The 12,936-nt window shown below is 72.1% G+C and carries 11 protein-coding genes and 1 riboswitch; of the genes, 2 read left to right on the forward strand and 9 right to left on the reverse strand.

Translation table 11 applies throughout. The annotated features are described in order from the left end of the window. Position 1: 1 nt before the first annotated feature. Genes kdpB through kdpF form a run of 3 tightly spaced genes read right to left on the reverse strand, consistent with a single transcriptional unit; the run spans position 2 to position 3,845 of the window. Positions 2-2,086 (reverse strand): potassium-transporting ATPase subunit KdpB, encoded by a 2,085-nt coding sequence (gene kdpB / locus ACQPYN_RS06135; RefSeq protein ID WP_433034639.1) that lies wholly within the window; start codon positions 2,084-2,086, stop codon positions 2-4. Beyond that, the gene (gene kdpA, locus ACQPYN_RS06140) at positions 2,083-3,753 is read right to left on the reverse strand and encodes a potassium-transporting ATPase subunit KdpA (RefSeq protein WP_433034641.1); all 1,671 of its coding nucleotides are present in this window, start codon (positions 3,751-3,753) and stop codon (positions 2,083-2,085) included. Before kdpA ends, kdpB begins: the two co-directional genes overlap by 4 nt. Further along, on the reverse strand, positions 3,753-3,845 hold the full coding sequence (kdpF, locus tag ACQPYN_RS06145; RefSeq protein WP_328310640.1) for a K(+)-transporting ATPase subunit F: 93 nt from the start codon (positions 3,843-3,845) through the stop codon (positions 3,753-3,755). The genes kdpA and kdpF overlap by 1 nt, the downstream gene beginning before the upstream one ends. 240 nt (positions 3,846-4,085) lie before the next feature. Between kdpF and ACQPYN_RS06150 the strand changes: the two genes are divergently transcribed. Continuing rightward, positions 4,086-4,688: a DJ-1/PfpI family protein gene (locus tag ACQPYN_RS06150; RefSeq protein ID WP_433034644.1), complete on the forward strand. Its 603-nt coding sequence runs from the start codon at positions 4,086-4,088 to the stop codon at positions 4,686-4,688. Here the strand turns inward: ACQPYN_RS06150 and ACQPYN_RS06155 are convergent. Beyond that, a complete protein-coding gene (locus ACQPYN_RS06155; RefSeq protein ID WP_433034646.1) occupies positions 4,685-5,068 on the reverse strand; it encodes an ACT domain-containing protein in 384 nt (127 codons plus the stop codon). The genes ACQPYN_RS06150 and ACQPYN_RS06155 overlap by 4 nt on opposite strands. A gap of 59 nt (positions 5,069-5,127) precedes the next feature. Next, a riboswitch (cobalamin riboswitch) is annotated at positions 5,128-5,341 on the forward strand. Positions 5,342-5,484: 143 nt separating this feature from the next. On the opposite strand from ACQPYN_RS06155, the gene metE reads away from it, so the two are divergent. Further along, on the forward strand, positions 5,485-7,761 hold the full coding sequence (gene metE / locus ACQPYN_RS06160; RefSeq protein ID WP_433038753.1) for a 5-methyltetrahydropteroyltriglutamate--homocysteine S-methyltransferase: 2,277 nt from the start codon (positions 5,485-5,487) through the stop codon (positions 7,759-7,761). Positions 7,762-7,835: 74 nt separating this feature from the next. Here metE and ACQPYN_RS06165 read toward each other — a convergent pair whose 3' ends face one another. The 5 genes from ACQPYN_RS06165 to ACQPYN_RS06185 form a co-directional block, all read right to left on the reverse strand. Continuing rightward, positions 7,836-8,450: a class F sortase gene (locus tag ACQPYN_RS06165; RefSeq protein WP_433034648.1), complete on the reverse strand. Its 615-nt coding sequence runs from the start codon at positions 8,448-8,450 to the stop codon at positions 7,836-7,838. Positions 8,451-8,458: 8 nt separating this feature from the next. Continuing rightward, a complete protein-coding gene (locus ACQPYN_RS06170) occupies positions 8,459-9,172 on the reverse strand; it encodes a pentapeptide repeat-containing protein (protein WP_433034650.1) in 714 nt (237 codons plus the stop codon). 172 nt (positions 9,173-9,344) lie between these two features. Further along, the gene (locus ACQPYN_RS06175; RefSeq protein ID WP_433034652.1) at positions 9,345-11,072 is read right to left on the reverse strand and encodes a hypothetical protein; all 1,728 of its coding nucleotides are present in this window, start codon (positions 11,070-11,072) and stop codon (positions 9,345-9,347) included. Continuing rightward, on the reverse strand, positions 11,069-12,019 hold the full coding sequence (locus ACQPYN_RS06180) for an HTTM domain-containing protein (RefSeq protein ID WP_433034654.1): 951 nt from the start codon (positions 12,017-12,019) through the stop codon (positions 11,069-11,071). The genes ACQPYN_RS06175 and ACQPYN_RS06180 overlap by 4 nt, the downstream gene beginning before the upstream one ends. Next, the gene (locus ACQPYN_RS06185; RefSeq protein ID WP_433034656.1) at positions 12,016-12,495 is read right to left on the reverse strand and encodes a hypothetical protein; all 480 of its coding nucleotides are present in this window, start codon (positions 12,493-12,495) and stop codon (positions 12,016-12,018) included. The genes ACQPYN_RS06180 and ACQPYN_RS06185 overlap by 4 nt, the downstream gene beginning before the upstream one ends. Between the last annotated feature and the right edge of the window lie 441 nt (positions 12,496-12,936).

A 12,936-nucleotide genomic window follows, 5' to 3' on the forward strand; every position in this document is an offset into this window, starting at 1 on the left:
ATCAGCCGATCCCCGGAACGAGCCGGACGAGGAGGTCGATGACGTAGATGCCGACGAACGGGACGACGATGCCGCCGAGCCCGTAGACGAGCAGGTTGCGTCGCAGCAGACGGTCGGCCGACGACGGGCGGAAGCGCGCGCCGCGCAGCGCGAGGGGGATGAGCGCGACGATCACCAGCGCGTTGAAGATGACCGCGGAGAGGATCGCCGACTCCGGGGTCGCGAGCGCCATGACGTTGAGCGCCCCGAGCTGCGGATAGATCGCGAGGAACATCGCGGGCAGGATCGCGAAGTACTTGGCGAGGTCGTTGGCCAGCGAGAACGTGGTCAGCGCGCCCCGGGTGATCAGCATCTGCTTGCCGACCTCGACCACCCCGATGAGCTTGGTGGGGTCGGAGTCGAGGTCGACCATGTTCCCGGCCTCCTTGGCGGCCGCGGTCCCGGTGTTCATGGCGACGCCGACGTCGGCCTGCGCGAGGGCGGGCGCGTCGTTGGTGCCGTCGCCGGTCATCGCGACCATCCGGCCGCCGGCCTGCTCGCGGCGGATCAGCGCGAGCTTGTCCTCCGGTGTGGCCTCGGCGAGGACGTCGTCGACACCCGACGCAGCGGCGACGGCCCGGGCGGTCACGGGGTTGTCGCCCGTGATCATGACGGTCCGGATGCCCATGGCCCGCAGCTCGCCGAACCGCTCCGCGATCCCGGGCTTCACGACGTCCGACAGCTCGACGACCCCGAGCGCCCGTGAGTGATTTTCCCGGCTATAGCCGGGAAAATCACTCACGGAGGAGGCGACCACCAACGGCGTCCCGCCGCGCTCGGCGACCTCGCGCGACAGGCGCTCTAGTTCGCCGCGGTCGGCCTCGGGCACCGCGTCGCCCAGCCACGCCAGCACCGAGGACGTCGCGCCCTTACGGAGCTCGCGGCCGTCGAGGTCCACGCCCGACATGCGGGTCGTCGCGCTGAACGGGACGAACTCCGCCCGTGCCTCGTGCGCGCTCGCCTCCGCGGGCAGCCCGTGCTCCTGCGCGCCCAGGGCGACGATCGAGCGCCCCTCCGGCGTGGTGTCGGCGAGGCTCGCCAGCCGGGCCACCTCGGCGAGCTCGGCGACGTCGACCCCGGCCACGGGGTGCAGCGCCGTCGCGCGCCGGTGGCCGAAGGTGATCGTCCCGGTCTTGTCGAGCAGCAGCGTCGACACGTCGCCGGCGGCCTCCACCGCACGGCCCGACGTCGCCAGCACGTTGCGCTGCACGAGTCGGTCCATCCCGGCGATGCCGATCGCCGAGAGCAGCGCGCCGATCGTGGTCGGGATGAGGCAGACCAGCAGCGCCACGAGCACCACCAGCGACTGCTGGGCCCCGGAGTAGCCGGCCATCGGCTGCAGGGCCACGACGGCGAGCAGGAACACGATGGTCAGCGCCGAGAGCAGGATCGTCAGCGCGATCTCGTTCGGCGTCTTCCGGCGCTGCGCGCCCTCGACCAACGCGATCATCCGGTCGACGAACGACTCGCCGGGCCGCGCGGTGATCCGCACGACGATGCGGTCGGAGAGCACGGTGGTCCCGCCGGTGACCGAGGAGAGATCGCCGCCGGACTCGCGCACCACCGGCGCGGACTCGCCGGTGATCGCCGACTCGTCGACGGTGGCGATGCCCTCGACGACCTCGCCGTCGCCCGGGATCGTCTGCCCGGCCGCGACGACGACGTGGTCGCCGACGCGCAGGTCCGTCGCCGGGACCTCCCGACCGTCCGGGGTGTGCGCCACGGTGTCGGTGCGCGTGGCCCGCAGCGCGTCGGCCTGGGCCCGGCCGCGGCCCTCGGCGACGGCCTCGGCGAGGTTCGCGAAGACCACCGTGAACCACAGCCACACCGCGATCCACCAGGCGAACACGCTCGGGTCGAGGATCGCCGCGACGGTGACGACCACCGAGCCGACCCACACCACGAACATCACGGGGTTGCGCACCTGGTGGCGCGGGTCGAGCTTGCGCACCGCGGTCGGCAGCGACTCCAGGAGCAGCGCGGGCCGGAACGCGCCGGCGCCGACGGGCCGGCCGCTGTTCCGGGGGCGTTCGAGGACGGCGGTCATGCCAATCCCTCCGCGAGGGGGCTCAGGGCCAGGGCGGGCAGGAAGGTGATCGCCGCGACGAGCACGACCGTGCCCGCGACGAGCACCGAGAACAGGGGTGTGCCGGTGGAGAGCGTTCCGGCCGACGGGGCGACGCGGGGCTGGCGGGCGAGCAGCCCGGCCAGGGCGAGCACGGCGACGATCGGCAGGAACCGGCCGAGCAGCATCGCGATCCCGAGCGTGGTCTGGAAGAACCCGCTGGTCACCGTGAGCCCGCCGAACGCGGAGCCGTTGTTGTTCGCGGCCGAGGCGTAGGCGTAGAGGACCTCGGACAGCCCGTGGGGACCGGAGTTCGTCATCGCCGTCCCCGTCGACGGCAGCGCGATCGCCAGCCCCGTGCCGAGCAGGACCAGCGCGGGCATCGTCAGCACGACCACCACCGCGCACGTCACCTCGCGGCGCCCGAGACGCTTGCCGAGGTACTCGGGGGTGCGCCCGACCATGAGCCCGGCGAGGAACACCGCGACGATCGCGATGATCAGGATCGAGTAGAGCCCCGTCCCGACACCGCCCGGCGTCATCTCCGAGAACAGCATGTTCAGCAGCGCTCCGCCGCCGCCGAGGGCCGAGAAGCTGTCGTGCAGCGAGTTCACCGCGCCGGTCGAGGTGCCCGTCGTCGCGTTCGCGAAGAGCGCCGAGCCGGGGATCCCGAAGCGGACCTCCTTGCCCTCGAGGTTCGCGCCCGCGAACGACGCACTACGTGCCTCCGCAGCCCAGATCACCGCGAGCATCGCGGCCCACAGCCCACCCATGACGGCGAGCAGCGACACCCCCTGCCGCACGGAGCCGACGAGACGCCCGAACGTCCTCGTCAGCGACACCGGGACGACGAGCATCAGGAAGATCTCGAGCAGGTTCGAGATCGGGTTCGGGTTCTCGAACGGGTGCGCGGAGTTGGCGTTGAAGATGCCGCCGCCGTTGGTGCCGAGCTGCTTGATCGCCTCCTGCGAGGCCGCGGGCGCCAGCGCGAGCGTCGACGGGCGCCCGTCCGGACCGACGACGTCGACCCCCGCCCGCAGGCTCATCACGACGCCGAGGGCGACGAGCACGACCGCGGCGACGGCGGCGATCGGCAGCAGGATGCGGGTGGCGCCGCGGACGATGTCGACCCAGGCGTTGCCCAGGCGGTCGGAGCGGCTGCGGACGAACCCTCGGACCAGGGCCACGGCGACCGCCATGCCGACCGCGGCGGACACGAAGTTCTGGACGGTCAGCCCGGCCATCGCGACGGCGTGGCCCATGGTCGACTCGGGGACGTAGGACTGCCAGTTCGTGTTCGTGACGAACGAGATCGCGGTGTTGAACGCGACCCCGGGCTCCACTCCGCCCGCTTCCCCCGTCGCTCCGCTCGCCCCGGTTCCGCGGTCGAACGACCACGGCAGCAGCGACTGCAGGCGCTGCAGCAGGTAGAGCAGCACGATCCCGGCGAACGAGAACGCGAGGACCGCGACGGCGTAGGTGCCCGCCCGCTGCTCCGAGCGCGGATCCACGCGCACGATGCGGTAGAGGAGACGTTCGAGACGCCAGTCGCGCTCGTCGGTGTAGACGCGCGCCATCCAGTCGCCGAGGGGGCGCCACGCGGCTGCGAGCAGCACGAGCAGGACGCCCACCTGCGCGAACCCGGCCATCAGAACCTCTCCGGGCGCAGCAGGGCCACGACGAGGTAGATCAACAGGCCCAGGGCGACGAGGCCGCCGAGCACGTTCGCGGCGGCGCTCACAGCCGGTCCAGCCCGCGGACGGCGAGCAGCAGGATCGCGAAGACCACGATCACCACGCCCGCGTAGAGGAGGTCGAGCACCGGGTTCCCTTCGACATCGACACCGCCCCGCCGGCGGTGTGCCGATCACCGAGCCTCCGCTCGCCCGGGCCCCGCGAGGGCCGCGTTGACACGACGTTGACGCCGCACGCCCCGCGTTTTCACGTCCCGGCAGCCCGGTGTGACGCGGCATGCTGGAACGGTGAGCGCACCCGAGGTGAAGCGGCTGGGGATCCTGCTGTTCGACGGCGTCGAGGAGCTCGACGCCGTGGGACCGTGGGAGGTCCTGTCGTGGTGGACGGCGAACTTCCCCGACGACGGCTACGTCGCGACGCTGTTCTCCGTCGACGGCGGCCCGGTGACCTGCGCGAAGGGCATGACGATCGTCCCGCAGCACTCGGCCGACGACGTCGGGCCGCTCGAGGTGCTCCTGCACCCGGGCGGGCGCGGCACGCGACCCCAGGTCGAGGACCCCGCGCACCTCGACCGCGTGCGGGCCTGGCGCCGCGACGTACCGCTGATGACCAGCGTGTGCACCGGCTCGCTCGTCTACGCCGCCGCCGGCCTGCTCACCGACCGGCCCGCCACGACGTACCACGGGCAGCTCGACACCCTGGCCCAGCTCGACCCGAGCATCGAGGTCCGGCGCGACGACCGCTACGTCGACTCCGGCGACGTGATCACCAGCGCCGGCGTCTCGGCCGGCATCGACATGGCCTTCCACCTCGTCGTGCGGCTCGTCGGCGTCGAGCGCGCGCGCCAGGTCCGCCGGGGCATCCAGTACGACCCCGAGCCGCCGGTCTAGCGGAGATCGCGGAGCACCGCCATCGCGTCGTCGCGGCGCTCCCACGGCACGAACAGGTGGTCGTGGTGGAAGCCGGCGACGGGGTTGGTGCCGATCCCGGCGTCGGCGAGCGCCCGGGTGATCACAGCGAGGAACCCGACGGCCTCGAGCGCCGACGCCACGCGCAGGGTGATCCCGGCGCAGGGGAACGCGCCGATCAGGCCGTGGGCGTCGGCGTCGTCGGCGGTCACCACCGCCGAGAGCCCCTCGTCCTCGCGCATCGTCGCGAGCGGCGCGAGCCCGTCGGGGAGCTCGGGCACGGAGACGAACACGTAGCGGTGGGCGTGCAGCACCGGGTCCATCCCGGCGAGCAGTCGGACGGGATCGGTGTCGCCGGGCATCCGGGCATCCTCCCGGTCGCCGTGACCGCGGACACAGGCCCACCGGGCCGGTCCGGGTTAGGGTCCCGGGCGCTGGTGGTTCCCGGTCCGTCCTCGCGGCGGTCCGGGTGGCAACAGGGAACCCGGTGTGAATCCGGGACTGCCCCGCAGCGGTGAGTGGGAACGACCGCCGTCACAGAGCACTGGACACACGTCCGGGAAGCGACGGCCAGTAGGTGGTGCATCGGCACCGCGCCCGCGAGTCCGAAGACCTGCCATCGGTGCGTGCGCCGACCGTCGGCGCGCGCGGCTGGCGGAGTCTCGTGGGTGGACCCGTGGCGTCCCGGTGCCGTCGCACGGTGCCGCGCGCACGACCGACCCGTGCCGACTCTCGCGAGCCCGACCGCTCGACGAGGAGAAGAGCCGTGTCACGTGCACTGTCCGGCCCCATCGGGGCCACCGTCCTGGGATACCCCCGCATCGGCCCGCGCCGCGAGCTGAAGAAGGCCCTCGAGGCCTACTGGAAGGGCGCGGGGACCGCGGGTGACCTCGAGCAGGTCGCCGCGGACCTGCGGGCGCAGACCTACCACGAGCTGGCCGAGGCGGGCCTCGACTCGCAGCCGACCGGGACGTTCTCGTACTACGACCACGTCCTCGACGTCACCGCGATGATCGACGCTGTCCCGCCGCGCTTCCGCCCGCACGGGCGGCGCGAGGGGACGGCGCTGGAGGAGTACTTCGCGATGGCGCGCGGCACCGCCTCCGCCGCGCCCCTGGAGATGACCAAGTGGTTCGACACCAACTACCACTACCTCGTCCCCGAGATCGGCCCCGACACCGCGCTGCGCCTGGCCGACGAGACGCCGGTCGAGCGCGTCCGTGAGGCGGCGGCCGCCGGCGTCACCGCTCCGCGTCCCGCGCTGGTCGGCCCCGTGACCTACCTGCTGCTGACCAAGGCGACCGACGAGGCGCCGGAGGGCTTCGACCCGCTCGACCGCCTCGACGAGGTCGTCGAGGTCTACGCGCAGCTGCTCGCGAAGCTCGCCGACGCCGGGGCCGCCTGGGTGCAGCTCGAGGAGTCGGCGTTCGTGAACGACCGCGGCGACGCCGAGATCGACGCCCTCCGTCGGGCCTACGACCGCCTCGCCGGCACCACCGACCGTCCGCGGATCCTCGTCACGACCTCGTACGGCGACCCCGGCCCGGCCCTCGACGTCCTCGCCGAGAGCCGCGTGGACGGCATCGGTCTCGACCTGGTCACCGCCCCGCACCTGGCCGACCGGGTCCCCGCGCTGCCCGCCCTGCGTCAGAAGACCCTGGTCGCGGGCCTCGTCGACGGCCGGAACGTCTGGCGGACCGACGTCGCGCGGGCGATGTCGCGGGCGGCCACGCTGCTGGGCTCGGTGGGCGAGATCGCCGTGTCGACCTCGTGCTCGCTGCTGCACGTTCCCTACGACGTGACCGTCGAGACGGCGCTCGACCCCGGTGTCGTCGCGCGGCTCGCGTTCGCCCGTCAGAAGCTCGACGAGGTCGTCCTCCTGGGCCGCGTGCTGCGCGGTGACGAGTCCGAGGAGAGCCTGCGGCAGGCCGTGGCGGACGCCGCGATCGGCGCCGCGACCGGCGGCGACGCCGCCGTCCGCTCCCGGGTCGCCTCGATCGACCCGGCCGACCGCACCCGCACCGAGTACGCGGTGCGGGCGAAGGCACAGCAGGGGCGGCTCGGGCTGCCGCCGCTGGCGACGACCACGATCGGCTCGTTCCCGCAGACCCCCGACGTGCGCAGGGCACGCGCCGACTGGGCGAACGGGCGGCTCGACGACGCGTCCTACCGCTCCCGCATGCAGGCCGAGATCGAGCGCGTGGTCCGGCTGCAGGAGGAGATCGGGCTGGACGTGCTCGTGCACGGCGAGCCCGAGCGCAACGACATGGTGCAGTACTTCGCGGACAACCTGCCCGGGTTCGCCACCACCGAGCTGGGCTGGGTGCAGTCCTACGGCTCGCGCTGCGTGCGCCCGCCGATCCTGCACGGCGACGTCTCGCGTCCGGAGCCGATCACCGTCGAGTGGGCGCGGTACGCGCAGTCGCTCACGGACAGGCCCATGAAGGGGATGCTCACGGGCCCGGTCACGATCCTGGCCTGGTCGTTCGTCCGGGACGACCAGCCGTTGGGCCGGACCGCCGACCAGGTGGCGCTCGCCCTGCGCGACGAGATCGCCGACCTCGAGGCGGCGGGCATCGCGATCGTCCAGGTCGACGAGGCGGCGCTGCGCGAGCTGCTCCCGCCGCGGCGGGCCGACTGGAGCGCCTACCTCGACTGGGCCGTCGGGTCCTTCCGCCTCGCCACGGGCGGGGCCTCCGAGGAGACCCAGGTCCACACGCACCTCTGCTACTCGGAGTTCGGCGACGTCATCGACGCGATCGACGGCCTCGACGCCGACGTCACGACGATCGAGGCCGCGCGCTCGCGCATGGAGGTCCTCGCCGACCTTCAGGCCGTGGGCTACTCCCGCGGGGTCGGGCCGGGTGTCTACGACATCCACTCGCCGCGCGTGCCCGAGCGCGAGGAGATCGCCTCGCTGATCGCCGAGGCGCAGCGGGTGGTGCCGGCCGACCGACTGTGGATCAACCCCGACTGCGGTCTCAAGACGCGGGGGTACGAGGAGGTCGAGCCGACCCTGCGCGCGATGGTCGAGGCGGCGCGGGCGGCGCGGTAGGAACTGGGAACTCGCGACAGGAACGACCGAGGGCCCGGGGCGGATCGTGCTCGCCCCGGGCCCTCGGCCGTCGGTCAGATCTTCTGCACCTCGACGAAGTCGGCGTAGACGATCACGTTGGAGAGGTACGACCGGGCGCCCCGGTCGTAGTCCCCGCCGCAGGTGATGAGCCGCAGCTGGGGGTTGGCGGTGTCGTTGTAGACCGCGTCCGTCGGGAACGAGTCCTTCGGGATCGTGTCCACGCGCGACACCTCGAACACGGCGCGCTGGCCGTCGGCCCGGTCGATGAAGACCTGCGAGCCGGCGACCACGTCCTTCAGGTTCGCGAAGATGCCCGGCTGCCCGCCGCCGTTGACGTGACCGAGGACGATGCTCGGCCCGACCTCACCCGGTGTGGGGCTCTGGTCGAACCACGACGCCTGCATCGGCTCGGACACCGGCGGCACCTCGAGGCTGCCGTCCTGCTTGAGCCCGGTCGGGACGAGCGACGACTCCGTGGAGATCGACGGCACGGTGACCCGGGTCGGGGCCGAGGCGGCCAGCGGCGCGGGCGAACTGAAGCCCGAGGGACCGGACGAGTTCATCCCGACGACGAGGGCCAGGCCCACCAGGACGACGATCAGACCGATCGAGACGTTCGTCATCGAGATCCCGGACTTCTGCTCCGGGCCCTTGTCGGTGATGCTCATCCGCTCGCTCAGTTCCCCGTGTCGACGCCGCCGGACGGCACACGCTTGACCTGGGTCGCGTACACCTCACCGACGGGGCGGTAGTCGTACCAGTAGTGGCCGATCGAGTAGTTCACGTGACAGACCGTGTACCGGTACGTCGGGTCGTTGCCGTGCCCGCTGGTGCCGGTGGACGTCCCGCTGCTCACACCGGTCGTGGTGACGATGCCGTCGCTCGTCTCTGACGGAATCTCGGGCAGCGAGCCGTCGGTGCTCGTCCCCGGGTCGGCGGCGCGGAGTCCGCGGATGCCGGAAAGCCCGCCGGACCCGGAGGTGACGGAGCCAGTGTCCGGGGCGTCCTCGGAGGAACCGGGGCTCGTGAGGTCGGTGCTGGTGAGGTCGGTACTGGTGAGGTCGGTACTGGTGAGGTCCGTGCTGGTCAGATCGGTACTCGTGAGGTCGGTACTGGTGAGGTCGGTGCTGGTGAGGTCGGTGCTCGTGAGGTCGGTGCTGGTGAGGTCGGTGCTGGTGAGGTCGGTGCTCGTGAGGTCAGTACTGGTGAGGTCAGTACTGGTCAGGTCCGTGCTGGTGGTGTCGGTGCTCGTCGAGTCCGTGCTCGAGGTCCCGCTCGTCGAGACTTCGATGCAGTAGTCGTCGGTGTACGAGGTCGCCGACGCCGGCCCGACGCCGAGTGACCCGATGAGCAGCACCCCCGCTCCGAGCATGAGCGCTCGGCGCGCCACCCCTTGTCCTGTCATGACTCTCTCCGTCCCGGCACCGTTGCAGGCTGATCGCACTGAACGTCGCCCCGCCGACGTTGATGATCTGTCGGGCGTCACCCATCCGGTGTTACCGCGGCCGGGCGTCGTAACCAAAGCGTTAGGTCAGGTGCGAGAGGTGTGCCCCTGCGAGTGGTCACGCCGACGACGGCGGACGCAGTACAGGGCCGCAGACCCAGGCGGTGCGGTCGCCACGCAGGTAGGGCACGTCGATGCGGGCGAAGGAGTCGGCCGCGTACCGCTGCGCTGCAGCCAGCGACGTCGGGTCGGGCACGGCTTCACGACGTACCCAGGTCCCGCTGCCGGCCTTCGGGGAGATCAGGACGACGTAATCCCGGGCGAGGCGTGGGTCGCTGAGCAGCCCAGCGTTCGCAGCGCCGGCCCATCCGCTGTCGATCTTGAAGAACGTCGGCCGGACGGTCTCGAACACGTGGTCGCGGGCTCCGAGCCCGTCGCGCTCCTGCCACAGCTGCGCGAAGCGCGTGTCGGTGAGCCCCGAGAGGTCGACAAAGCGGAGCCGGCTGGTCAGGGCAGTTCCGCCCCCGTCGACGGCCAGGAGCGTGCCGTCCCGCACGCGCAGGATGTCGGAATAGGCGTTGACCCGCTCGCCCACGCTCGTCGCTACGAAGCACAACGGCGCGGTGGGATTGCGCCGGAACGTGGCCGCCGCGTCGAGCCACGCCGAGGCCGTGACGAGGACGGCGAGCGCAGCGGCGACAGCCGCGAGGAGCCGTGCCCGGCGCGCCAGGCGGGGCCAGGCGTCGGTCACCGCAAGGACCGTGGCGAGGGCGCCCAGGGGCCACAGGGGCGTCGCGAACCGGTACTGCTCCATCCAGTCCGGCGGCAGGACGGCGAACGACACGAGCGAGAGCACGATCGGGACCAGCAGCACGCCCACTGCGATGCGCGCCGGCGATCGCCGTCGGAGGGTCATGACGATGGCGACGATCGCGAGCACGACCGCGAGCCACCCGGCGTAGAGGATCAGCTCGCCCGGGCGACCCAGGTCGGACGGTCCCGGGAGACCCTGCCGCTTGGCGCGGGCGGTGTTCGGGAGCCAGTCCCCGAACGTCGCCAAGCGCCACGCGAGGTACGCGCCGACAGGTATGAGTGCGGCACCGACCGACCGGGCCGCCGGTCCGGCGGCCTGCCGAAGCCGTCCGGTGTGCAGGAGACCGAGGACGAGAGGATAGGCCGCGACGAAGAGAAGACCGTCAGGACGCGTCAGGGCCGCGAGCCCGGCCAACACCCCCGCGACCACTGCCACGCGGGTGTCCCGAACACGCCCCTCCACCGCTGCCCGCGCCACGACGGCGCCCAGGGCGACGACGAGCAGGGCGTAGAGGGAGTTTTCGAGTCCGCTCGTGGTCCAGATGACGAAGGACGGTACGAGCGCGGTGATCGTGCCAGCCGCGACGCTGACCTCCACCGGGCGACGGGTCACCCTGCGCGCCAGCCCGAAGATGACGCCGAACATCGCCGTCGCGCACGCCAGGGCCACGAGCTTCGGGAAGAGGACGAGGTCCGGCACCCCGAACCACGTGCCGTGGTCGAACAGCCCGACGATGCGGCCGATCACGAGGATCGCTAGCCAGAGCGGGTTCGAGAAGCCCTCGACGATGTCGGCTCCGGGCTGGAGGACGGGCCCTGCACCGTTGGACAGCGAGCGGGCGTAGGCGAAGGTGATCCCGGCGTCGTCCTCGATCCACGGCCCGTACGAAACGGTGTGGATCGCAAGCACGAGCATCGGGACGCCGACGGCGATGGCGCGCTCGCGCCACGAGGACGGGGTGACCAATGCCTGGTCCGGAACGTTGCCTGCCGCGCGCCTCGTCGGCCCACGGAGGGTCTCGGCGAGGCTCATCGCTCGGCTCCTGCGGCCGGCACGTCGCCCGCGTCGCGGGGTCGTCCGTGACGGACCCGGTCGCGCACCGCCAGCAGGACCTGCTCGGCCCGGTGCGGCGGGAGGAACGCGAGGTAGAGGGTCAGCATGCCGAGGCTGAAGAAGCCGACGGCCAGGGTGACCTCGATCGAGAGGTGGAGCAGGACGCCGAGGGCGAGCACCCAGGGCCGCGCGGCCCGGTTCCAGACGAGGATCCCTATGGCGGCCTCCGCAACGAGGGTGCCGTAGGTCGCCGCCTGGGCCAGCAGGAGCGAGTCCGTGACGAGAGATGGAACGGGCAGGCGGCCGACGTCGCCGATGCGCAGAGCGAACGACACGGCCGAGCCGTCGCGCCAGAGCGCGCCGCCCGCCTTCTCCCAGACCGTGGCGAGGTAGATGACGCTGAGCTGAATCTGCGCCAGTCGCAGCGCCCACGGCGACCGCCGCGGGAAGCTCCACAGTCCCGCAGGATCGGTGCGCCACCGGTCCACGGACGCAGCCGATCCCGCCGGCATGAGGAGCACGTAGAAGGAGAGGATTCGCAACAGTCCGTCGCCGGCGTTGAACGCGAGCGGCGCCCACCGGTTCACCGACACCATGACGACGAAGACGAGCAGCGCGGCCAGACGCGTCTGGAAGCCGAGCGTGAGGGCGACGGCGCCGAGCACGCCGGACGTCCACAGCACCCAGATCAGTGGCGAGCCGTGGACCAGGCTGAGCAGCGTCCACCCGAGGGCGGGGAGCGTGGGAGCTGGGAGGGCCGCGTCGGCCGCCCCGAAGAACGGGACGAGGATCGGGGCGAGCGAGAGCATCCATGCGGTGGCGATGACCCCGAAGCCGATGCGGACCACCTCGACCGGAGCGGTCGACTGGGGCGCGAACCAGAAGCGCTCCCAGCCGTCGCGCAGCCGCGTCCAGGACCCGCTCATCGGGAGCTCACCGGCATGGTGAAGAACGGGACCTCGCGCCACGGGCCGGTGTCGGGGCCCGGTCCCGGCGGCAGGTTCGGTCGCGTGAACCGCACCAGGGTCACGCGCACCGGACGGTTTCCCGCCGCGCGGTCCTGCTCTGCCACCCAACTGGCAAACGCAGTGCGCTCCTGGTCGGCGGACGGTTTCGTCCACAGTTGCTCGCCGTACTTGCGCCAGCGGTAGTTCCAATACTCCGAGAGCCCGTCGCCGGAGTCGAGCGCGTGCACGCCGACGGTCCCGTCCGCGCGGTCGATGCGCGCGGCGACGTCGCTGGTCTCGAGGCGCGGGTTGGGGGCGAACACACCCCATCGCTGGTCGAGCCCCGTGACGAGGAGGAGCGGCCGGGTCAGGCCCAGGAGGCCGTCCTTGATCGTCGAGTCAGGTGCGTTGCTGGCGAAGACCCCCAGGAGGATCAGAACGATCAGCGTCGACACGGCGAGTCGCTGTCCCGGGCGGCCGGGGGGAGCTGCTGCGTCGCGATCCTCGAACCCCGGCTCTGCGGCGTCCGTCTCCCCAATCGTCACCATGCTCCCCGAACTCTGCACAGGGCTCGGCGAGCCCGTCCTGTAGGGATCGGACGAACGCGCTGAGCGTTACGGAGCAGACGTCCTCGCCGGGCTCCACCACCGGAGGACGAGCGCGTGGAGGCCGACGTTGAGTGGCGCGCCCAGGACGCGGAGCGGCCCCGTAGAGGGCGACGAGAAGCGGGTCGTCGGCGAAGGACCGGGTCGGGTCGAGGACGTCGAAGGCCGACATGCTGAGCCACGGCCACGGCAGCCCGAGGTCGATCAACGGCTGGACGGCGAAGATCGCGCCGAAGTTCAGACCGTCGCCGCTGCCCACGGGCTGCTCGACGTGCAGCAGGGCCCAGAGCA

Source organism: Actinomycetospora sp. CA-053990 (genome assembly GCF_050948445.1).
GTDB classification, from domain to species: Bacteria; Actinomycetota; Actinomycetes; order Mycobacteriales; family Pseudonocardiaceae; genus Actinomycetospora; species Actinomycetospora callitridis.

Excerpts from the sequence above, each read along its gene's own strand:
- kdpB (WP_433034639.1), bottom strand. The coding sequence starts at position 2,086 with ATGACCGCCGTCCTCGAACGCCCCCGGAACAGCGGCCGGCCCGTCGGC.
- kdpA (WP_433034641.1), bottom strand. The coding sequence starts at position 3,753 with ATGGCCGGGTTCGCGCAGGTGGGCGTCCTGCTCGTGCTGCTCGCAGCC.
- ACQPYN_RS06155 (WP_433034646.1), bottom strand. The coding sequence starts at position 5,068 with ATGCCCGGCGACACCGATCCCGTCCGACTGCTCGCCGGGATGGACCCG.
- ACQPYN_RS06165 (WP_433034648.1), bottom strand. The coding sequence starts at position 8,450 with ATGAGCATCACCGACAAGGGCCCGGAGCAGAAGTCCGGGATCTCGATG.
- ACQPYN_RS06175 (WP_433034652.1), bottom strand. The coding sequence starts at position 11,072 with ATGAGCCTCGCCGAGACCCTCCGTGGGCCGACGAGGCGCGCGGCAGGC.
- ACQPYN_RS06180 (WP_433034654.1), bottom strand. The coding sequence starts at position 12,019 with ATGAGCGGGTCCTGGACGCGGCTGCGCGACGGCTGGGAGCGCTTCTGG.